17 protein-coding genes and 1 tRNA gene are annotated in these 20348 nt (G+C 55.9%); 10 read left to right on the top strand and 8 right to left on the bottom strand.

Annotated elements, in window-relative coordinates; translation table 11 throughout:
• Window positions 1-200: 200 nt before the first annotated feature.
• The 3 genes from C1J02_RS11025 (at window position 201) to C1J02_RS11015 (ending at window position 3205) form a co-directional block, all read left to right on the top strand.
• Window positions 201-2231, top strand: coding sequence for an ASKHA domain-containing protein (locus tag C1J02_RS11025; protein WP_114878624.1), 2031 nt, complete (start codon window positions 201-203; stop codon window positions 2229-2231).
• Window positions 2228-3124 carry a class I SAM-dependent methyltransferase gene (locus tag C1J02_RS11020; RefSeq protein ID WP_114878623.1) on the top strand — a complete coding sequence of 299 codons (897 nt, stop codon included), beginning with the start codon at window positions 2228-2230 and terminating at the stop codon, window positions 3122-3124. The genes C1J02_RS11025 and C1J02_RS11020 overlap by 4 nt, the downstream gene beginning before the upstream one ends.
• A gap of 7 nt (window positions 3125-3131) precedes the next feature.
• Window positions 3132-3205: transfer RNA gene (locus C1J02_RS11015), tRNA-Gly, on the top strand.
• A gap of 51 nt (window positions 3206-3256) precedes the next feature.
• Here C1J02_RS11015 and C1J02_RS20900 read toward each other — a convergent pair.
• Both C1J02_RS20900 and C1J02_RS11005 read right to left on the bottom strand, forming a co-directional pair.
• Entirely contained in the window at window positions 3257-3688 is a 432-nt protein-coding gene (locus tag C1J02_RS20900; protein WP_162798307.1) for a hypothetical protein, read from the bottom strand.
• A gap of 269 nt (window positions 3689-3957) precedes the next feature.
• The gene (locus C1J02_RS11005) at window positions 3958-5730 is read right to left on the bottom strand and encodes an adenylate/guanylate cyclase domain-containing protein (RefSeq protein ID WP_254693086.1); all 1773 of its coding nucleotides are present in this window, start codon (window positions 5728-5730) and stop codon (window positions 3958-3960) included.
• Window positions 5731-6198: 468 nt separating this feature from the next.
• Between C1J02_RS11005 and C1J02_RS11000 the strand changes: the two genes are divergently transcribed.
• Complete coding sequence (locus C1J02_RS11000; protein WP_162798306.1) at window positions 6199-6483, top strand: lamin tail domain-containing protein; 285 nt, start codon at window positions 6199-6201, stop codon at window positions 6481-6483.
• 33 nt (window positions 6484-6516) lie between these two features.
• Here C1J02_RS11000 and C1J02_RS10995 read toward each other — a convergent pair.
• Window positions 6517-7868, bottom strand: a protein-coding gene (locus C1J02_RS10995) for an IS3 family transposase (protein WP_114877554.1) whose coding sequence is annotated in 2 segments (ribosomal slippage) — window positions 6517-7532 and window positions 7532-7868 — 1353 coding nt in all. Because the reading frame shifts where the segments join, the coding sequence is not laid out codon by codon here.
• A 112-nt stretch (window positions 7869-7980) separates the two neighbouring features.
• Here C1J02_RS10995 and C1J02_RS10990 point away from each other — a divergent pair.
• Entirely contained in the window at window positions 7981-8235 is a 255-nt protein-coding gene (locus tag C1J02_RS10990; RefSeq protein ID WP_114878619.1) for a zinc ribbon domain-containing protein, read from the top strand.
• On the opposite strand, the gene C1J02_RS10985 is transcribed toward C1J02_RS10990, so the two are convergent.
• The gene (locus C1J02_RS10985) at window positions 8236-9855 is read right to left on the bottom strand and encodes a long-chain-fatty-acid--CoA ligase (RefSeq protein WP_114878618.1); all 1620 of its coding nucleotides are present in this window, start codon (window positions 9853-9855) and stop codon (window positions 8236-8238) included. It abuts the gene before it with no gap.
• An 87-nt stretch (window positions 9856-9942) separates the two neighbouring features.
• On the opposite strand from C1J02_RS10985, the gene C1J02_RS10980 reads away from it, so the two are divergent.
• From C1J02_RS10980 to C1J02_RS10970, 3 genes are all read left to right on the top strand, one after another.
• Entirely contained in the window at window positions 9943-10422 is a 480-nt protein-coding gene (locus C1J02_RS10980) for a thioesterase family protein (RefSeq protein ID WP_114878617.1), read from the top strand.
• Between the two features lie 18 nt (window positions 10423-10440).
• Window positions 10441-10887, top strand: a complete 447-nt coding sequence (locus C1J02_RS10975) for a GNAT family N-acetyltransferase (RefSeq protein WP_114878616.1) — start codon at window positions 10441-10443, stop codon at window positions 10885-10887.
• A 79-nt stretch (window positions 10888-10966) separates the two neighbouring features.
• Window positions 10967-12223, top strand: a complete 1257-nt coding sequence (locus C1J02_RS10970; RefSeq protein WP_114878615.1) for a sodium:proton antiporter — start codon at window positions 10967-10969, stop codon at window positions 12221-12223.
• Between the two features lie 27 nt (window positions 12224-12250).
• Here C1J02_RS10970 and pgi read toward each other — a convergent pair whose 3' ends face one another.
• Genes pgi through zwf form a run of 3 tightly spaced genes read right to left on the bottom strand, consistent with a single transcriptional unit; the run spans window position 12251 to window position 15980 of the window.
• Window positions 12251-13840 carry a glucose-6-phosphate isomerase gene (gene pgi, locus C1J02_RS10965; protein WP_114878614.1) on the bottom strand — a complete coding sequence of 530 codons (1590 nt, stop codon included), beginning with the start codon at window positions 13838-13840 and terminating at the stop codon, window positions 12251-12253.
• 2 nt (window positions 13841-13842) lie between these two features.
• Entirely contained in the window at window positions 13843-14514 is a 672-nt protein-coding gene (gene pgl, locus C1J02_RS10960; protein ID WP_114880516.1) for a 6-phosphogluconolactonase, read from the bottom strand.
• 2 nt (window positions 14515-14516) lie between these two features.
• Window positions 14517-15980 (bottom strand): glucose-6-phosphate dehydrogenase, encoded by a 1464-nt coding sequence (gene zwf / locus C1J02_RS10955; RefSeq protein ID WP_114878613.1) that lies wholly within the window; start codon window positions 15978-15980, stop codon window positions 14517-14519.
• A 163-nt stretch (window positions 15981-16143) separates the two neighbouring features.
• Here zwf and C1J02_RS10950 point away from each other — a divergent pair, with 163 nt between their 5' ends.
• Window positions 16144-17103, top strand: a complete 960-nt coding sequence (locus tag C1J02_RS10950) for a radical SAM protein (RefSeq protein WP_114878612.1) — start codon at window positions 16144-16146, stop codon at window positions 17101-17103.
• Window positions 17104-17110: 7 nt separating this feature from the next.
• Here C1J02_RS10950 and C1J02_RS10945 read toward each other — a convergent pair whose 3' ends face one another.
• A complete protein-coding gene (locus tag C1J02_RS10945) occupies window positions 17111-17380 on the bottom strand; it encodes an usg protein (protein WP_114878611.1) in 270 nt (89 codons plus the stop codon).
• A 191-nt stretch (window positions 17381-17571) separates the two neighbouring features.
• Here C1J02_RS10945 and gyrA point away from each other — a divergent pair, with 191 nt between their 5' ends.
• Window positions 17572-20328, top strand: a complete 2757-nt coding sequence (gyrA, locus tag C1J02_RS10940; RefSeq protein ID WP_114878610.1) for a DNA gyrase subunit A — start codon at window positions 17572-17574, stop codon at window positions 20326-20328.
• The last annotated feature ends 20 nt before the right edge of the window (window positions 20329-20348 follow it).

Here is a 20348-nt window from a genome sequence, read left to right as displayed (position 1 = left end):
ATGTGACGGGATGCCAAGGGCTGTTGCCGGGAATTAAGCGCTGTCACGGGTGTCGGGGCCGTGTGCGACCTGTTGGCAGTCGTCTTTGGTCCAAAAGAAGCACCAAAGATGGCGCGGCAGGCGCATTATTTGCCGCTCATTGCCTTTCGCCTGCCGTGCTTGACGCTATGGTGACGAAAAGCGTTTGAGGACAGAGACCTATGAGCAGTGATCCACTGGTGATTTTCACCCCTTCGGGCAAGCGCGGGCATTTCGCCGTCGGGACCCCGATCCTCACGGCCGCGCGACAACTGGGCGTTGATTTGGATTCGGTGTGCGGTGGTCGCGGGATCTGTTCCAAATGTCAGATCACCCCAAGCTATGGTGAGTTCTCCAAGCATAAGGTGACCGTGCGTGACGATGCCTTGTCGGCATGGAATTCGGTTGAGCAACGCTACAAGGACAAGCGCGGGCTGATTGAGGGCCGCCGTCTGGGCTGTCAGGCGACGGTTCACGGCGATGTGGTGATCGATGTGCCACCGGAAAGCCAGGTGCACAAACAGGTGGTGCGCAAACGGGCCGAGGCGCGTGAGATCGTGCTGAATCCGTCAACCAAGCTCTTTTATGTTGAGGTGGCAGAGCCGGACATGCATGACCCTTCCGGTGATCTGGAACGGTTGCGCGATGCCCTGCGCGATCAATGGGATCTGGAGAAGGTCAACGCCGACCTTAACATTCTGCAGGTGATGCAACCGGTCCTGCGCAAAGGCAATTGGAAGGTCACAGTCGCCCTGCATCTGGGCGATGCAGAGAACCCGCCACGGATCATGCACATCTGGCCGGGCTATTACGAAGGGACAGTTTACGGCGTCGCGGTCGATTTGGGCTCTACCACCATTGCCGCGCATCTGTGTGACCTGCAAACCGGCGAAGTTGTTGCATCCTCCGGTGTGATGAACCCGCAGATCCGCTTTGGCGAAGACCTGATGAGTCGGGTCAGCTATTCCATGATGAACCCGTCGGGTGCCAATGAAATGACCCGCGCAGTGCGCGAAGGCATGAATGGGCTTTTCTCGCAAATTGCGACTGAGGCCGGTGTCGACAAAGACCTGATCGTGGACGCGGTTTTTGTTTGCAATCCGGTCATGCACCACCTGTTTCTGGGCATTGATCCGTTTGAATTGGGACAGGCCCCTTTTGCGCTGGCGACATCCAATGCCATGCGCCTGCGTGCCGATGATCTGGAGCTGAACATCCACCCCTCGGCACGGGTGTATCTCTTGCCGTGCATCGCGGGACATGTGGGTGCCGATGCCGCCGCAGTCGCGTTGAGCGAAGCACCGGACAAATCCGAAGATTTGGTTCTGGTTGTCGATGTCGGCACCAACGCCGAGATTTTGCTGGGAAACAAGGACAAGGTGCTGGCGTGTTCGTCGCCCACCGGACCCGCATTCGAGGGGGCACAGATATCGTCGGGGCAACGTGCCGCTCCGGGTGCCATTGAACGGGTTGAGATTGACCCCGTGACCAAGATTGCACGCTTTAAGGTCATCGGATCAGACCTGTGGTCGGATGAAGATCGGTTTCAAGATGCTATTGCCACCACCGGTGTCACCGGTATTTGTGGGTCTGGCATCATCGAAATGGTGGCCGAAATGCGCCTGCACGGGATTGTCGATGCACCGGGGTTGATCGGCACGTCCGAACAGACCGGATCGCCGAACGTTTTCGAAGACGGGCGCACCAATTCATATCTGGTCTATGACGGCACAGATGCGGGTGGCCCCAGGATCACCGTGACCAACCGCGACATTCGCGAAATTCAGATGGCCAAGGCAGCGCTTTATTCGGGTGCCCGGCTGTTGATGGACAAATTCGGCGTGGACAAGGTGGACCGTGTGGTACTGGCCGGTGCCTTTGGCGCGCATATTTCGCCCAAACACGCTATGATCCTTGGCATGATCCCGGATGCGCCGCTGGAAAAAGTCACCTCGGCGGGCAATGCCGCTGGCACCGGCGCGCGGATTGCCTTGCTGAATACCCTGGCACGCGCCGAAATTGAAGAAACTGTGCGCGCGATCCACAAGATTGAAACCGCTATTGAGCCGCGTTTTCAGGAGCATTTTGTGAACGCCTCTGCCATCCCGAACGCGGTTGAACCGTTTCCGATTTTGAACAGCATCGTGACGCTGCCGACTGCGACATTCAACACTGGTGGCGGTGACAGCAGGCGCAGGCGGCGGCCAGCGTGAGCGGCTCAAACGCAGATCAGGCCGAATTCTGGCGCTCTGGTGCCGGGGATACATGGGTGGCGCGGCAGGCCGCGCTGGATTGGCTCATGCAACCGGTTTTGGATGGTGTGCTGGCGCGCGCGAACCTGATGAATGATCAGGTTATACTCGATATAGGATGCGGCACAGGTGCCAGCACCTTGCAGGCCGCCGAAAGGGTTGGCGCAGCCGGACAGGTTCATGGCCTTGATATATCTCCAACCATGCTGGCCCGCGCCCGCGATCGCGCCCAAGATCTGGATAACGTTAAGTTTATTGAGGCTGATGCGGCCGATTTCAATTTTGAACCAGCCCTATTTGATCAGATGATCTCGCGGTTTGGCACGATGTTTTTTGCCGACGCGGTCGGTGCATTTTCCAACATGCGCAAGGCAATGCGGCCCGGTGCAGGGATGTCATGCGCCAGTTGGGGCGCGATTGCGAACAACCCGTGGTTTACCTACAGCGCCGCCGCCGCGAAGGCCGTGCTTGGCGCGCCTCCGGCTGTTGATCCCGATGCGCCCGGCCCGTTTTCAATGCGCGATCCTGAGCGGGTGCGCGACGTTCTGGAACAGGCCGGGTTTGAAGACATCGGGGTTGCTGTTTCCGCCTTGGACCTGACGCCGCAGGGCAACCGGCGCGACGTTGCAGAACTTGCTGTCAATGTGGGGCCTGCCGGGCGCACCATTTTGCATTTCAACGGAACGGACGCGGATCAGGACGCCATCAGTGCACGGATTTTCGACAGCTATGCGCTGCGCCCTTTGAAACACCAGATGGGCTGCGTATTCCGGCCGAGATCGTTTTCTTTCAGGCCAAGGCCCCTCATACCTGAGTTGGTCTTGACGCTCGCAGGCCAAATCAATATCTGCTGAGCACAGAGCGGGTATGGTGAAAAGGTATCACGGCAGCTTCCCAAGCTTTAGTTACGAGTTCGATTCTCGTTACCCGCTCCAATTAATCCAATAAACTCTTGATATTAATAAATATTAACAGAAAGAGATCACTTAACCCGCCCAAAAGCCCGCCATTAATAAATCTCTCAATGCTCTGTCTTTTATCATTAAACGTACTCCCGCTGCCTGACCTGCAATGTTGGGATCGACCGCCAAAAAGTCGACAATCATGTCCATGGGGACTTCCCGGTTGGAGAGTGCCTCCGCGTATAGACCTGCCACAACTCGAGACGTCGCCCATATCCTCCTGACATCAGCGGCTGAAAAGGTTTCAAACTGAGCTTGCTCAAGCTCCTGAATGAAAGGCGCATGAAACTCGACGACCGCTTCCGGTTCTATAAGTCGGCAGTGGTTTTCATAGATGCCAGCATCTCCCGATGCTGAACAAGTGCCCCCCAAGAACGCCACGGCGCACGCGCTGGCACACGTCGCACCATTTTTCACCAGCGTTGCCACACCATGATCTGCAACGATGTCAGACATCCGGATGCCTTCGATTAGGGATCCGCCGGGCGAATTAAGACAAAGAGTGAATTCGCCCCTCTCAGCATAGGGTAACGCAGTCTGAAGCGCTTCAGCATCTCCCTCGCTTATTGCCCCTTCCAAAACCAAGCTGCAGTTTGTCTCGCCAGCGCTGCGGGGCGACCTCAGAGTCGCACTGTAAGCGACTTGTGAACACAAGAGACCAAATATCAACATCACGCTTGGCAAGAACGGAAGGCGAGTTTTCATCTTAACACCAAAATTTTTGCTCAACCACCTGCGACTGCCAATGGATGAAGAGCGTTGGCTAGCCCGAGTGGCAAACCTGCCTTGTGCGCACGCTCAACAATCTGCGCCAAGAGCGACTTATCCTGAAAAAGTTCCTGCAAAATAATGTAATCGCCGCTCAAGTCCGGATCTTCCACCATCGCTGCACTAATCTGGTCCCGTGCTTCCGATGTCCGACCCAAAGCTACCAGTGCCGCCGCCTGATAAATGCGACTGCGCCGGGTCTGATGCGCTAAGGTACGTCCTGCGACCAAAACTTCTTCATACTGACCAGATGCATAATGCGCAGCGCAACGTTCCTCTGTCACCCAAACCGGTAAGAAAGGATCCAGCACACCGGCCCTATCCAATAGTTCCATGGCCTTGTCAGGCGCTCCGGCAAAAGTATGAAACGCAGCACATCGGCCGAGAATATAGGCGTCATTGGGGGCCAGTTGCACTGCCTTCTCATGATGATATCGACTGGCCTCGAAATCGCCGTGATTTTTTAGTTTGATTATTCCCATGATGCGGTGAGCCTCAGGGTCTGTCGGGTCCAGTTCCAGCGCTTTTGATGTGTCGCGTTCGGCTTTAAACAAATCGAAATCCGCCAGATAAGACGCGGTACAAACGCGCATAGCGTAAGCTCGCCCAAAATTCGAGTCGAGTTTGATTGCCTTGTCATACCACTCAAGCGCCTCAAATACCTGGCTCTCCGTAACGCCCGCCAAACGATGCAGATCAATTGCGCGTAAGTAGCATTCATACGCTGACATGTTCTCGGGTCGCTTCAGCCGCGCTGCGCGTAGCGCCTTGTGTTCAATTCGGCCTGCAACCGTGGCCGTTACACGTCCCGTAATCTCTTCCATCATGTCAAAAACAGCTTCAAATTCACCTTGAATGCGGTCCGACCAAATGATCTGCCCCTGTGTTGTCTCGACAAGAGATATATTGAACCGAACCTGTGTTCCCTTTTTTCGGATTGAACCGGAAAGAACGTACTCAACTCCTAGCAATTTACCAATCTCAACCACATTGGTTTCCTTATTGGCGTCTGCGGCCGACCTTGAAAGAACAAAAAGCCCATGCATTCGGCTGAGTTCTAGCGTCAGGTCATCTGTCAGCCCTTCGACCAGGAACTTCTGATCTTCATCTGCGGAAGACGCCGTCAAGAATGGCATAACCAGCACAGAATTGGGCCGTTTCGCACCTACGTGCGGAGATACAGTGGGCACAATACCGTACCTAGCCCGGTCCGACGCTGTCTTGACGCGAAATATCTGCATCGGGTTTGACACACCCTTGAATGTCTGTGCGCCCAGATCGTCAAAAACACAGGGAGAAATTCTTTTCACCTGATCAAAAAACGGCGTCGACACCTCTATCGCTCCGGGTGCTGCATTGCTCTGGATGCGTGCCGCAACATTGACGCCGTCACCACGGAGGTCAGTACCCTGAACAACAACGTCGGCAAGATGTAGTCCAATCCTGATGACAGATTGTGAGCACCGTCTATTCTGAGTTATCGCTGCACGTGCATCAATTGCGGCCTGTAAGGCATTTACTGGACTGGGAAATTCGGCCAGAATTGAATCGCCTGCGGTACCAAAGACCCTGCCAGACTTCGCCGTAATTGCCTGTGTTATTTCATCAAGACAGGCATTATTACTGACCAAAGCCTGCTCTTCGTTGGCTTCCATCGCTGGCGTTGATCCGACGATATCGGCAACGAAGAGTGCTGAGAGGCGTCTTTCCATCTTTTGATTGTACTTCAAGTTAGAAATCCATTCCACACTTCGTTGACGCGTGCACAACATGAACAGTGCCCCGAGCCTGCAAAAGCCATAAACCCGGCTGAGGCGAATGTCTGATTTGTCCCGCTGAGTGTGAGTTTGACGCTCCCTAGATTGTGCAGGTGCGGCGAATGTCGGTAATGCGGGCTGCGACCGCAGCATCAGAGGTGACTGGCGAGTGACCGCTATGGGCCGTTCTTGATGGCGCGGTGCCCTTTGGCATGGGAATATGCTGCGACCGATCTAACGGCGGTAGAGAGCCCTTTTTTACCGAATGCTGCGATTTGAACCAACGACTGGTTTTTTTGCAGACTTGGTCATGTTCGCCCGCCTTTATTGTCCCTTTTTGCGTGAAACCAAAATGGGGTTGCAGTCACAATTCGCTCCATTTTCCGCCCCAATATAGTCGTGAGGATCATGCAATGTCCTCTTGAATTTCTGGAGCGTGCAATGGCCGATAGGCTGAATGACCTTATTATCAGTGAAGTACTTGCAGATAATGCAGGTGGAGCAGCCATTGATACTGACGGCGATGGCAATACCAATAAGTCCGATGAATTCATTGAACTCCAAAATACGTCTGGTTCCGTGCTTTCACTTGACGGTTATGAAGTTTGGTCCCAGAAGAATGGCCTACTTTACAGCTTTGGCGCGACTGACACCATCGCAGCGCATGGAACCGCGACAATTGTCGGTGTCCGTCTTCATATAAAATGGAACATCAGAGCGGCTTGAGCATTGGAGGCTCTGGCTCGTTTGTGTGATTGATTATGCTGCTTGTTTTTGATGTTGCAAGCGACGTTGTTGGATTGTCTGTTTCTTGATCTTCTTCCTTTCCCTGAGAATGGCTTTGTCGCGACCGAAGTAGACGTCTGCGGGTGTGACGTTGTTCAGGCTCTCGTGGTAACGCTGGTTGTTGTAGTATTCGACGAAGGCCCCGATTTGGCGTTCGAGATCACCGGGTAGGTAGTAGTTCTCCAGCAGAACCCTGTTCTTCATGGTCTGGTGCCAGCGTTCGATCTTGCCTTGGGTCTGCGGGTGGAATGGCGCGCCGCGGACATGCGTCATTTTTTGATCCTCCAACCACTTGGTCAGATCGCCTGAGATGTAGCATGAGCCGTTGTCGCTAAGCAGACGTGGCTTGTGCCGCACAACAGCCTGGTCGCAGCCTGATGCTGTCAGAGCCAGTTCAATCGTGTCTGTCACATCTTCGGCCCGCATATTTGTGCAGAGCTTCCAGGCGATGATGTAGCGGCTGTAATCGTCCAGGATCGTGCTGAGATAATACCAACCCCAGCCAATGATCTTGAAGTAGGTGAAGTCGGTCTGCCACATCTCGTTGATGGCCGTTGTCTTATCTTTGAACTCATCGGCCGCTTTGATCACCACGTAATCCGGTGCGGTGATGAGATCAGCAGCTTTGAGAATGCGATAAGCTGACGATTCAGATATAAAATACCGCTTCTCATCCGTGTATTTGACGGCCAGTTCCCGGGTGGTCAGCTCTTCATGTTCCAGCGCAAACTCAATCAGGTCGCCACGGCGGGCATCCGGGATGCGGTTCCAGACCGATCTTGGGCGTGGAGATCTGTCAGCCAGTCCATCCAGGCCGCCGTCGACATAGAGATCGTACCATCGATAGAATGTCGTGCGTGGGATGCCCAGCATGTCGAGGGTCTGCTTGACTGGCAGATGCGATCCCTCAACGGTGCGGATGATCTCCAGTTTCTCAGACGCAGGGTATCTCATTCCTCGAACTCCCCAGCCCCTGTCATGCTTTTTTTGAGCAGACGGTTCTCAAGGGTCAGATCGGCAACGCATTCTTTCAGGGCCAAGGACTCAGAACGCAAATCCTTTACCTCAGGCGATGTGGCCTGCCGTGCCGTGTCGCCAGATAACCGGCGCTTGCCAGCTTCGAGAAATTCCTTCGACCAGCTGTAATAAAGGCTCTCAGCGATACCTTCGCGGCGACACAGCACCGAGATGCTTTCCTCGCCGCGCAAGCCTGCCAATACAATGCGGATCTTCTCTTCAGCTGAATATGTCTGCCGGGTCTTACGGCGGATGTTCTTAACTACCTTGTCGGCAGCGTCTTTGGACGTCTGGGCTTTCTTCGTCATCTCGATCTCCTAATCGATAAGATGAACCAGAAATCCTCCCTTATTCAAACCCTCAAATCTGTCCCGCGGGTGCTGACGTCAGACAGTTGATGGGAACAAGGGGAGCATTGGGATGGCCAAAAATTGTCAAAGCTGCGGGATGCCCCTTTCCAAGGACCCGCAGGGCGGTGGTACGAAGGCCGATGGCAGTCACAGCGCGACCTATTGTTCGCTTTGCTATGATCAGGGCGCATTTCGCCATACCGGCGTCAGCGTTGATGAATTTCAGGCCGAATGCGTTGCGGCATTGCAGAGATCGGGCATGCCCAAATTCATGGCGTGGATGTTCACGCGCGGCATCCCCAAGCTGGATCGCTGGCGCGGCTGATCAGCCCATCAAGACATCGCCGAACTGATCGCGCAGATTGCGTTTGAGAACTTTGCCCGTGGCATTACGGGGCAAAACGTCGGTAAAAACAACTTTGTCCGGCAACTGCCATTTGGCGATCTTGCCTTCGAAGATGGCCAAAACCTCTGCTTCGCTGGGCTGCGTGCCCTCGGCTTTGACCGCCACCAGCACCGGGCGTTCATCCCATTTGGGGTGCTTTGCCCCGATCACAGCGGCATCGGCCAAATCCGGGTGTGCGATGGCAATGTTTTCGAGTTCCACAGAACTGATCCATTCGCCCCCTGATTTGATGATATCCTTGGAACGGTCTTTGATGGTGATATATCCATCGGCATCCATCGTTGCGACATCGCCGGTATCGAACCAGCCGTTTGTCAGCGTTTCCTCAGACGTTGAGCGGAAATACGCGTCCAAAATCCAATGGCCCCGGGTCATCAGATCGCCTTGCGCCTTGCCATCCTGTGGCAGCGGCTTTCCGTCGTCATCCCATATCTCAAGCTCAACACCATAGACCGCCCTGCCCTGATTTTCGCGCAGTTTGTGCATGTCCTCGGTCGGCAAATCACGGTGTTTGGCCAAAGGTTGGTTCACGGTGCCCAGGGGTGACATTTCGGTCATCCCCCAGGCATGGATCACTTCGACATCATAAGTGTCACGGAATGCGGCAATCATGGACGGCGGACAGGCTGACCCGCCCACAACTGTCCGGTTGAGGCTGGCAAGGCTGCTTTTGGCGGCTTTTGCAGCACCCAAAAGGCCCAGCCAGATTGTCGGCACGCCAAGCGCCACCGTTACCTTGTGGTCGTCAATCAGACCGACCAACGACGCACCATCCAGACCCGGCCCCGGCAACACCAGCCGCGCCCCGACCATCGCGCAGGCATAAGGCGAGCCCCAGGCGTTCACATGGAACATGGGCACCACCATCAACGCCACGTCCATTGCGGAAAAACCAATGCTGTCAGCAAGGTTTGAGCCAAAACTATGCAGCACGGTTGAGCGGTGAGAATAAAGAACACCTTTTGGATTTCCGGTGGTGCCTGAGGTATAACATAGGCTTGAGGCGCAGTTTTCATCCAGATCAGGCCAGCGATAATCAGCGTCGCCCGTGGCCAGCAGATCATCATAGGCGATGATGCCCGGCAAGGCATCGGCGGCATCGCTCACCTCTGCCTCCATCAGCACAATATGGTCCAGATGCTCCAGCTTGTCGCGGATTGCAGCCACCAGTGGCACAAAGGTTTTGTCGATGAACAGCACCTTATCTTCGGCATGGTTCAGAATATAAACCAGCTGTTCGGGAAAAAGCCGCGGGTTGATGGTATGACAGACAAATCCACCGCCCGGAGCGCCAAAATAGATCTCAAGATGCCTACGATTGTTCCACGCAATGGTGCCGCAGCGATCATGGGCGCTCAGCCCCAGTTTGCCCAGGGCGCTGGCCAACCGGCGGGCATTCGATCCCACCTGCCCCCATGTGGTATTCTCGACACTGCCACTTGTGTTCACCGATACGATTTCGCCACCCGCATGGTAGCGTTCGGCGTGGGCCATAAGGCTCGATATCAACAGCGGTTGCGTCATCATCTGGCCAAGCATCGCGGATCCTCCGTTGGGGTACACGGCCCAGAGTGACCAAAGCCAGACGCTCTTGCAAGCGTGGCGTGTCAGGCCTACTCATTTGGCATGACATTGCTCTATCACACACCCCTTGATCCAGAACAGCAACGCGCACTTGGCATTACCACACCGCAGCCCCTGGCGATGGCCGATCAGGTGCGGTTTTCCGAACTTGATGTGCTGAACCACGTCAATAACGCGGTCTATATGGAATGGTTTGAACGGTTGCGCATCCGCTATGTGCAGGATTGGGGTTTGTCCAAGTATGATAACGCCAACGACCCGCGCATTGTGATCCGGTCCGGGACCATCCACTACCGTCAGGAAATGCGGATGGATGAGAATTACGTGACCACCTGCGGCTGCACTGCCTACCGCACCACGTCATTTTCACTGCTTCAGCAGCTGTGGTCCGGGGGCACATTGCGGGCGTCCTTTGACTGTGTACTGGTGCTGTTGCAACCGGATGGATCGGGCCGTTATGCGATACCATCGGCAGTGAAAAGCCGGTTTGACGCGGTTGATGGTGCCGCGCGGGAAGCTTGAATTTCAAAGGAGATCAGAATGAGTGTCACAGTCAGGCCGGTTGCGGCGCAGGATCGCAGCGCTTGGGATATCCTTTATCAAGGCTATGCCACGTTTTATAAAGTTGATCAGACAGCAGAGATGCGCGACCGTGTGTTCGGCTGGTTGATGGATGCGTCCCATGAAACAAGCGGGTTGGTGGCGCAAGACGCGCAGGGCAAATTGATTGGCCTGACGCATTACCGCCCCTTTGCAAGCCCCCTGCGCGCGGCCACAAGTTGCTTTCTTGATGATCTTTTCGTGGACCCTGACGCGCGTGGCAGCGGCGCGGCGCAGGCATTGATCAATGGTGTGGCCGAGGTCGCGCGGACAAAAGGTTGGGCCGTTGTGCGGTGGATCACGGCGGATGACAATTACCGGGGGCGCGGTGTCTATGACACACTGGCAACCCGCACCATGTGGATCACCTATGATATGAAGCCGTGACAGTGGTGCCGCACGTCTGCGACCTACCCAAGATCAGTTCAGGTGGCCTCGCTGTCTGCCGCCTCAAGAAAGCCAGAGCATGAATATTCTGCAAATCACCTCGCTGTTGATTGTCCTTGCGGGCGGATTTGGGGCGATCAATTATCTGTTTCTCAAATTGCCCTCTGCCATCGGTATTCTGGTGGTGTCGCTGCTGGCCTCATTTGGGCTTTTGGCGCTGGATCTGGTGTGGCCCGCGCTCAACATCGCGGACACCGTACGCGGCATTGTAACGGGCATTGATTTTTCCGAGGCCCTGCTTGAGGGCATGTTGGGTCTGTTGCTTTTTGCCGGAGCGTTGCACGTCAAACTCAGCGATCTGCGTGCGGAATGGATCACGGTGTTCTTGATGGCCACGCTGGGCATTGCCCTGTCCACAGCGATTGTTGGATTTGGGTTTTCATGGCTTACAGGCATGCCATTGTTGGTGGCGCTGGTGTTTGGCGCGCTCATCTCACCGACCGATCCGGTTGCCGTACTTGGCGTGCTGCGCGAGGCCGATCTGCCCAAAACGCTAGAGACCAAGATCGCGGGCGAAAGCCTGTTCAATGACGGCGTGGGCTATGTCGTGTTTCTGGTGCTGGTTGGTCTGGCTTTCCCGGGCGATGCACATGGTGCCGATGACGGCAGCCCGCTGGTGGGGGCCGCATTGCTGTTTGTGCAAGAGGCGGTTGGCGGCGCCGTGCTGGGCCTTGTTCTGGGGTGGCTCACCTTCCGGGTCATGCGGCGCATTGATGATTATTCGCTTGAAGTGTTGCTGACGCTGGGTCTGGCCTTTGGCGGCTACGAATTGGCCGTCTGGCTGCATGTTTCGGCCCCGATTATGGCGGTCTGTGCGGGGTTGCTGATTGGTGATGTGGGCACAGCCAAGGGCATGTCCGAAATCACGCGACAATACGTTGAGGGCTTTTGGAAGCTGATTGACGAAATCCTGAATGCGGTTCTGTTCCTGCTGATCGGCTTTGAAGTCTTTGCCGTTGCATTTTCAGGCGATGTCATTCTGACCGGCATTGCGACGATCTTTATTGCCCTGCTGGCCCGCCTGGTCGCGGTTGTCGTGCCGATCAGTTTGCTGCGCCCGTTTCGCACATTCAGCCAGGGGGTGACGCCGATCATGACCTGGGGCGGGTTGAAGGGTGGTATTTCGGTAGCTCTGGCCTTGTCCCTGCCTGATAGCGAATGGAAGCCGGTGATTCTGACCTGCACCTATATCGTGGTGGTCTTTTCGATCATCGTTCAGGGCCTGACAGTGGCCCCATTGGCCAACCGCGTGGGCCGCGCGCCTGATCTGGTGTGAGGGACCAAAGCGAGCCCGCGAAGCCGTTCAGCTGCTGTGTTTGAGGACATAGTCCACCAGACTGGCGGTAGAGCCGTCCTTGCCGGTCGTCGGTTCGACACCCTCAACAACAGGACCAAGCGATGTGGCCAGTTCCTTGCCCAGTTCCACCCCCCATTGGTCGTAGGAATTGATGCCAAGAATGACCCCTTCGACAAAAACGCGGTGTTCATAAAGGGCAACAATCTGACCAAGGGTGTAGGGATCCAGCAGCGGATAGACCAATGTGGTTGACGGGCGATTGCCGGGGAAAACGCGGTGGTGGGCCTGACGCTCCTGCTCGGCACCGGTCAAACCTTCGGCGGCCATCATCTTGCTGGCTTCGGCAAAGGATCGGCCCCGCATCAGCGCCTCAGACTGGGCAAGGCAATTTGCCACAAGCAGTTTGTGATGGTGGGTCAGATCAGGCTCATGGCCATTTGCGGCCACCAGAAATTCGCAGGGAATAATACGCGTGCCCTGATGGATCAGTTGATAAAACGCGTGTTGCCCGTTGGTGCCAACAACACCCCAGACGACAGGGCCGCTGTGATGATCCACGGGTGTGCCATCGATCTGCACCGATTTGCCATTTGATTCCATCTCAAGCTGCTGCAGATACGCGGGCAGATACGCCAGCCGCTGATCATAGGGCAGCACGGCGCGGGTGGCATAATCGCAGATCTGGTTGTGCCAGATGCCCACAAGGGCCAGCATCATTGGCATGTTCTCAAGCGGATCGGCACCACGGAAATGCGTGTCCATCGCCTGCGCCCCGCGCAAGAACGCGTCAAAGCCTTTGGGACCAATGGCAATCATCACCGACAGGCCAATGGGCCCCCAGACGGAATAGCGCCCGCCAACCCAATCCTCGAACCCAAAGACCTGATCGGGATCAATGCCAAAATCAGCGGTCTTTTCCTCAGCCGTGCTGAGTGCTGCAAACTGGACCTTGGGATCACCGCCGTGGTCGATCATCCATGCCTTGGCGGTACGGGCGTTGGTCATGGTTTCGATGGTTGTAAAGGTTTTGGAGGCGACGATCACCAAAGTGGTTTTTGCATCCAGCCCCCGCAATGTATCAGCGATCTGCGCACCATCGACATTGGACACGAAATGGCAGCGCGGGCCGTCGTGATACGGGCTGAGCGCGGCAGTGGCCATTGCAGGGCCAAGATCAGAGCCGCCAATGCCGATGTTCACCACATCTGTTATGTCGCTGGCGCGTATCTTATCGGCAAAGGCGCGCATTGCCGCCAGCGTATCAAGGACGCCGGGAATCACGTCCTGGCCGTCCACCATCACCGGGCCGCCATCAAGATTGCGCAATGCGGTGTGCAGAACCGCGCGGCCTTCGGTCTCGTTGATTTCGGCACCGGCAAACATCGCGTCGCGCTTGGCCGCAACACCCGCATGTTCCGCGAGTTTGATCAGCTCGGCGCGGGTGTCTCGGTCAATGTTGGTCTTGGCATAGTCAAACCGCATATTCGCTGTCTCAACCACGAAATCCGAGGCGCGACCGTCTTCCTCAAAAAGTGCCAGCAACGGTCGGTCTGCCACAGCACTCTGGCGGCTTTTCAGACTTTTCCAAATGTCCATGTTCACTCCGCCCAATGTATCTCTGTGTCATGCAGCACCGTGGCGATCGGGGCCTGCTCTGGTGGCAAGGATCGCGCCCTTTCCAACGCATCGCGTTTGTCGGTGCCAAAGATGACGAGATGTTTGGCCATCGCCCCCTGCAGCACATGGCCGGGCAGTGTGACGCGGGCAATATCGTGGCCCTTTGGCTGGATCGGGCAGAGCAGCGGCGCATTCCCAGCGAGGGCCGCATCCAGACCTTCGGCCCCCGGAAACAGCGATGCGGTGTGCATGTCAGCACCCATACCAAGCATCAGCACGGAAATAGGCAGTTCGTCCTTCAGACCTTTGGCGACCTGCGCACTGCCCTCGGATGGGTCCAGCCCCGGTTGATAAAACGGTACAAATGTCGCCGCCGCCGCATCGTTCACCAGCAATCGTTCCCGGATCAGCCCCGCGTTGGATTGTGCGTGATCCTGCGGCACCCAACGTTCATCGGTCAGCATCACATGGACACGGTCCCATTCAATGTCAGTGCCATTCAGCAAATCAAAGATCGGGCCGGGTGTTGTCCCGCCCGGCACCGCGAAGGAAGCAGTTTCGTGGACCAACAGGCATGCTTTCAATTCACTGGCCAACTTATCAGCGACATTCATCGCCAACATCTCTCTGTCTGCGTATTCGATGATATTCACGACTAAACCTTTCGCCATTCACGGCCATCCCGCCGCATCAATTCCGTTGACACCGTCGGCCCGTCAGAGCCGCTGTCATAGGGTTTGGGCACATCATTGCGCGCCTCCCAGCCCTGGATCAAGGGATCGGTCCATGCCCAGGCCGCCTCAACCTCGTCGCCGCGCATGAACAATGTCTGATTGCCACGGATCACATCCATGATCAGACGTTCATAGGCATCTACGTGATCCGCATCCTGATCGCCCAACGCGTCCGCAAAGGTCATATCAAGCGGCACGTCGATCAGGCGCATGCCGCCGGGGCCCGGTTCCTTGATGGTCACGCCCAGTGTGATGCCCTCATTGGGCTGCAACCGGATCGACAACACATTGCGGTGCCTTCCGGCGTCTTCTGCAAAGATCGAGTGTGGGGTTTCCTTGAACACCACGGTGATTTCGGAACTGCGCGCAGACATCCGTTTGCCGGTGCGCAGATAGAACGGTGTCCCGGCCCACCGCCAGTTGCTGATTTTCGCTTTGAGCGCCACAAAGCTTTCTGTGTGGCTGCGCGGGTCATTGACGGCAGTGCGATAGTCTGGGTTTTCAGCCTCGTTGCCAACTTCCGCCAGATATTGTCCGCGCGCGATATGGTGCGGTTCAACAGGATCAAGGGCGCGGATGACCTTGAGTTTTTCATCGCGCACCGCATCGGGATCAAAGCGCGCGGGGGGTTCCATCGCGATCAGGCACAAAAGCTGCATCAAGTGGTTCTGCACCATATCGCGCATCGCACCCGACTTGTCGTAATATTCACCCCGGCCCCCCACGCCAACCGTTTCGGCAACCGTGATCTGGATGTGATCGACGTATTGTGCATTCCATAATGGCTCAAACAGCATATTGCCGAACCGCACCGCCATCAGGTTTTGCACGGTCTCTTTGCCAAGATAATGGTCAATGCGGTAAATCTGGCTTTCTGCAAAATAAGTGGCAAGCGTCTTGTTGAGCGCGCGCGCGGTTTCAAGATCGCGGCCAAAGGGTTTTTCCACCACGATGCGGCTTTCGTGATCGGCCATGCCCCAGTGTTGCAGACGCTCGGCCAGATCCCCGAAAAGCGAGGGTGAGACAGAGAAATAATAGGCTTCTACCCTGCCCGTTCCGGACATCATTTCCTGAAGCTCTGCCCAGCCTTTTTCGCCGCGTGCGTCGATAGCTATATAGTCAATCTGTTCGAGGAATTTCTTTAAGGTTGTTCCTTCACAGGCGAACTCCCCGCCAAATTCGCCGATCGCGTCAGAAACCATCGCGCGGTACGCGGCAGTGTCCATGTCTGTGCGCGCGGCACCCACGATTCTTGCATCGGCGGGCATTTGCCCGGCACAGAAACGACGAAACAATCCCGGCAGGATTTTGCGCCGGGCCAGATCCCCTGTGCCGCCAAAAATGACCAGATCAAATGGATCGACCGGAATTACGCGAGAGACCATGTGGAGAACCCCTGTTACGCCCAATTGGGCCGTTGTTAGCGCAAACATATCCTATTTTCAGCGCTTCACAAGTCTGTGCACATCCCTTTGCGGCACTTTTATTCGCAACACTTCTAGCGTAGCACACTCAACGATAACATAAGGCACGGGGCAAGGACCAACCATGAAAGATTTGCAGGCGTCAAATACAGCAGCAAATTCCGGCAAATTTCAGGACCCCCACGTCACCGCCAAAGGCGAGGCCCGCGCGGCCGTATCGCTGACAGACCCGCAAACGCTTTGGTTCAACACCGGAACCCTGTGCAACATTGAATGTGTGAACTGCTATATCGAAAGCAGCCCCACCAATGACGCACTTGTCTATATCACCGCCGATGAGGTCGCCGCGTATCTGGATCAGATTGAAACGCGCAAATGGCCGGTCAGAGAGATCGCTTTTACCGGGGGTGAACCGTTCATGAACCCTCAGATGATCGACATGACAGAGGCCGCTTTGGCGCGCGGATACGAGGTGTTGATCCTCACCAACGCCATGCGTCCGATGATGCGGAAAAACATGCAAGACGGGTTGGTGCGGCTTGAAAAGACCTATCCGGGAAAAATGACCCTGCGGATATCCGTCGATCATTTTCGCGCGGCGTTGCATGATGCCGAACGGGGGGACGGCGCGTTTCAAAAGACCCTGACCGGTATGAAATGGTTGCGCGATCATGGGTTCCGGATGGCGGTGGCCGGGCGGTCGGTTTTTGGGGACAGTGATGCATCAAGCCGCGATGGGTATGCTGCATTTTTTGCCGAACAAGGGTTTGATATTGACGCGCAAAACCCTGCTATGACGGTGTTGTTTCCTGAAATGGACGAAACGGTGGAAGTGCCGGAAATCACCACCGGCTGTTGGGACATTCTGGATAAATCCCCAAGCACGATCATGTGCGCATCGTCGCGGATGGTGGTCAAACGCAAGGGTGCCGCAAAACCTGCCGTGCTGGCGTGTACGTTGCTGCCCTATTCGCCTGAATTTGAACTTGGCGAAACGCTTGAGCAGGCCGAGCGTGATGTGTCATTGAACCACCCCCATTGCGCCAAGTTCTGTGTGCTTGGCGGGGCCAGTTGTTCGGCCTGATCCGTCGCTAGTGCAGCGTGAATTCGCCAACCTGATTGTGCCATTCCCCGGAGGAAAGCAGTTTGCGATGGCTGAACCGCACCGAATGCAGGGGCCCCTCGATCTCGGACTGCCAAAATTCGACAAATTTAAAGAGTTCAGGATGATCCGGGGCGATATCGTATTCCTGCCAGACGAAACTGTTCAGCACATGGGTAAAATCAGGCATATGATAGAAGAATTCCGCCGTGGTAAGCCCATAGCCTTTGAGCATCAATTCGGTTTCTGATCGGGGCATAATAAACCTCCTAAGCTGTGATCCCCCCGTCTAGAGTGGCAGCAAATATTTACTTTTCAATGAAAACAATATGTTGTCACTATGATGTTACTGACGTCGGTGTGTTTTGGCCACAGGCATTGCACCTCATATGCCCATTCTGCTATAGAAAACCCCAAGATATAGAGCAGTGATAAAGCTAGGCCAATGACGTGAACGATACGCCGGATACCCCTGAAAACGATGAAGAAAATATGCCTGAACGCCCCATCTTTGATGGGCCTTCGGTCAGCATCGAACACGAAATGCGCACATCCTATCTGGATTATGCCATGTCGGTCATCGTCAGCCGTGCCATTCCAGACCTGCGCGATGGTCTGAAACCGGTCCATCGGCGGATCATTTATTCGATGTACGAAAAGGGCATTACCCACGACAAAACATACCGTAAATCCGCAAAATCGGTTGGCGATGTGATGGGCTCGTATCACCCGCATGGTGATTCAGCGATTTACGACGCGCTTGTGCGGATGGCGCAGGACTTCTCGATGTCGGTGCCGCTGATTGATGGTCAGGGCAACTTTGGCTCCATGGATGGCGATTCTGCTGCGGCGATGCGGTATACTGAATCCCGGCTCGACAAGGTCGCGTCGTACATGACCAGTGATCTGGACAAAGACACTGTCGATTTCATGGACAACTACGATGGCAAGGAACGCGAGCCATCGGTGCTGCCGTCACGTTTCCCGAACATGCTGGTGAATGGCGCTGGCGGGATTGCGGTTGGTATGGCCACCAACATTCCGCCGCACAATCTGGGTGAGGTTATTGATGCCTGTCAGGCGTTGATCGAAGACCCTGATCTGACCACGGAACAGTTGATCGAATATGTCCCCGGCCCCGACTTTCCGACGGGTGGCATCATGTTGGGCCGGGCCGGTGCGCGCAAAGCCTATCTTGAAGGGCGCGGCAGCGTGATCATTCGTGCCAAAACGCGGGTTGAGGAAATCCGCAAGGACCGCTGGGCCATTGTCATCGACGAGATCCCCTATCAGGTCAACAAATCCGCGATGATCGAAAAGATCGCCGAACAGGTACGTGAAAAGAAGATCGACGGCATTGCCCATGTTCAGGACGAAAGCGATCGCAACGGCGTGCGCGTGGTGATCGAACTCAAGCGCGACGCGACGGCCGAAGTGGTGATGAACCAATTGTTCCGCTTCACCCAGATGCAGACCTATTTTGGCTGTAACATGCTGGCGCTCAACGGCGGTCGGCCGGAAACACTGACGCTGCGCAAGTTTCTGACCGCGTTCATTGATTTCCGCGAAGACGTGGTGGCCCGCCGCACTGCGTTTTTGCTGCGCAAGGCACGTGAACGCAGCCATATCTTGTGTGGTCTGGCCGTGGCTGTGACCAATATTGACGAGGTGGTCGCCAGCATCCGGTCGTCGGCTGATGCCGCTGAGGCCCGTGAAAAACTGATGACCCGGCGCTGGCCTGCGCGCGATATCCTGCCCTACATCGCGCTGATTGACGATCCAACCCACACGGCCAACGACGATGGCACCTATAACCTGTCCGAGGCCCAAGCCCGCGCCATTTTGGAGCTGCGGTTGCAGCGCCTGACCCAGATCGGTGTCAAGGAAGTCACGGATGAACTGGAAGAACTTGCCTCTAAGATCAAGGAATACCTTGAGATTCTGGGCAGCCGTGAGCGGATCATGAGCATCATCGCGGATGAGCTGAAAGAGGTGCGTGATCTCTTTGCCGTGCCGCGTCGCACCGAGATTGTCGACTGGTCCGGCGATATGGAAGACGAAGACCTGATCGCACGCGAGGACATGGTCGTGACCGTCACCTCCGGCGGCTACATCAAACGCACGCCTTTGGCCGATTTCCGCAGCCAGCGCCGCGGTGGTAAGGGCGTTTCGGGCATGGCCACCAAAGAAGAAGACGTGGTGACCACGCTTTTTGTCGCCAACACCCATACGCAACTGTTGTTCTTTACGACCGACGGTATGGTCTACAAGCTCAAGACATGGCGCCTGCCGCAAGGGGGCCGCACGTCCAAGGGCAAGGCGATTGTGAACATCCTGCCGATCCCGACAGGTGTCAGCATTGCCGCGATCATGCCGGTGGACCGTGCCGAGGATGAGTGGGACGATTTGCAGGTGGTTTTCGCCACATCGGCAGGCACCGTGCGCCGCAACAAGCTGAGTGATTTCACCAATGTGATGCGCAATGGCAAGATCGCGATGAAGTTCGAGGATGACCACGCCGATACCACGCTGATCAATGCACGCATCGCGTCAAACGATGATGACGTGATGCTGGTCACAAACTCTGGCCGTGCAATCCGGTTCCGCGCAACAGATGTAAGGGTGTTCAATTCACGCGCCTCCGTGGGTGTGCGCGGCATCAAGTTGAGCGGCAAAGACAAAGTGGTGTCCATGTCGATCATCCGTCATTTCGACGCAACATCCGATGAACGGCAGGCCTATCTCAAGATGCGCCGTGCGGTCGCCGGGTTGGCCGATGATGCGGACATGTCTGACGAAGAAGAGATCAACGCAAACGCAACAATCTCACCCGACAAATATGCGGAAATGTCCGCCGTTGAGAACCTTATCCTGACGATCAGTGCCAAGGGCGCGGGCAAGCTCAGCTCCAGTCACGACTATCCTTTGCGCGGTCGCGGTGGTCTTGGCGTCACGGCGATGGACAAGGCGATGCGCGGTGGCGACATTGTGGCGTCCTTCCCCGTCGAGCTGGATGATCAGATTATGCTGGCCACATCCAAAGGCCAATCCATCCGGGTGCCGGTTGAGGGTATCTCGTTCCGCTCGCGCAGTGCTGGAGGCGTCAAGGTTTTTGATACCGGCAAAGGTGAAGTCGTCGTCAGCGTGGCATGGATTGCCGATCAGGGCGACGAAGTTGACGAGGATGTAGAAGCACCAGAGGCCTAAATCAGCTTCGGTTTCACACT

It is taken from the genome of Sulfitobacter sp. SK011 (assembly GCF_003352065.1).
In the GTDB taxonomy this organism is placed as follows: Bacteria; Pseudomonadota; Alphaproteobacteria; order Rhodobacterales; family Rhodobacteraceae; genus Sulfitobacter.
Note: the sequence above shows the minus strand (reverse complement) of the source record. Positions and strands in the feature narration are given on the sequence as shown.

Coding starts and splice junctions, on each gene's coding strand:
- C1J02_RS10950 (WP_114878612.1), top strand. CDS start 16,144: ATGAAAGATTTGCAGGCGTCAAATACAGCAGCAAATTCCGGCAAATTT.
- C1J02_RS10980 (WP_114878617.1), top strand. CDS start 9,943: ATGACATTGCTCTATCACACACCCCTTGATCCAGAACAGCAACGCGCA.
- zwf (WP_114878613.1), bottom strand. CDS start 15,980: ATGGTCTCTCGCGTAATTCCGGTCGATCCATTTGATCTGGTCATTTTT.
- pgi (WP_114878614.1), bottom strand. CDS start 13,840: ATGGACATTTGGAAAAGTCTGAAAAGCCGCCAGAGTGCTGTGGCAGAC.
- C1J02_RS10985 (WP_114878618.1), bottom strand. CDS start 9,855: ATGCTTGGCCAGATGATGACGCAACCGCTGTTGATATCGAGCCTTATG.
- C1J02_RS10990 (WP_114878619.1), top strand. CDS start 7,981: ATGGCCAAAAATTGTCAAAGCTGCGGGATGCCCCTTTCCAAGGACCCG.
- C1J02_RS20900 (WP_162798307.1), bottom strand. CDS start 3,688: ATGTCTGACATCGTTGCAGATCATGGTGTGGCAACGCTGGTGAAAAAT.
- C1J02_RS11000 (WP_162798306.1), top strand. CDS start 6,199: ATGGCCGATAGGCTGAATGACCTTATTATCAGTGAAGTACTTGCAGAT.
- C1J02_RS10970 (WP_114878615.1), top strand. CDS start 10,967: ATGAATATTCTGCAAATCACCTCGCTGTTGATTGTCCTTGCGGGCGGA.
- C1J02_RS10975 (WP_114878616.1), top strand. CDS start 10,441: ATGAGTGTCACAGTCAGGCCGGTTGCGGCGCAGGATCGCAGCGCTTGG.
- C1J02_RS10945 (WP_114878611.1), bottom strand. CDS start 17,380: ATGCCCCGATCAGAAACCGAATTGATGCTCAAAGGCTATGGGCTTACC.
- C1J02_RS11025 (WP_114878624.1), top strand. CDS start 201: ATGAGCAGTGATCCACTGGTGATTTTCACCCCTTCGGGCAAGCGCGGG.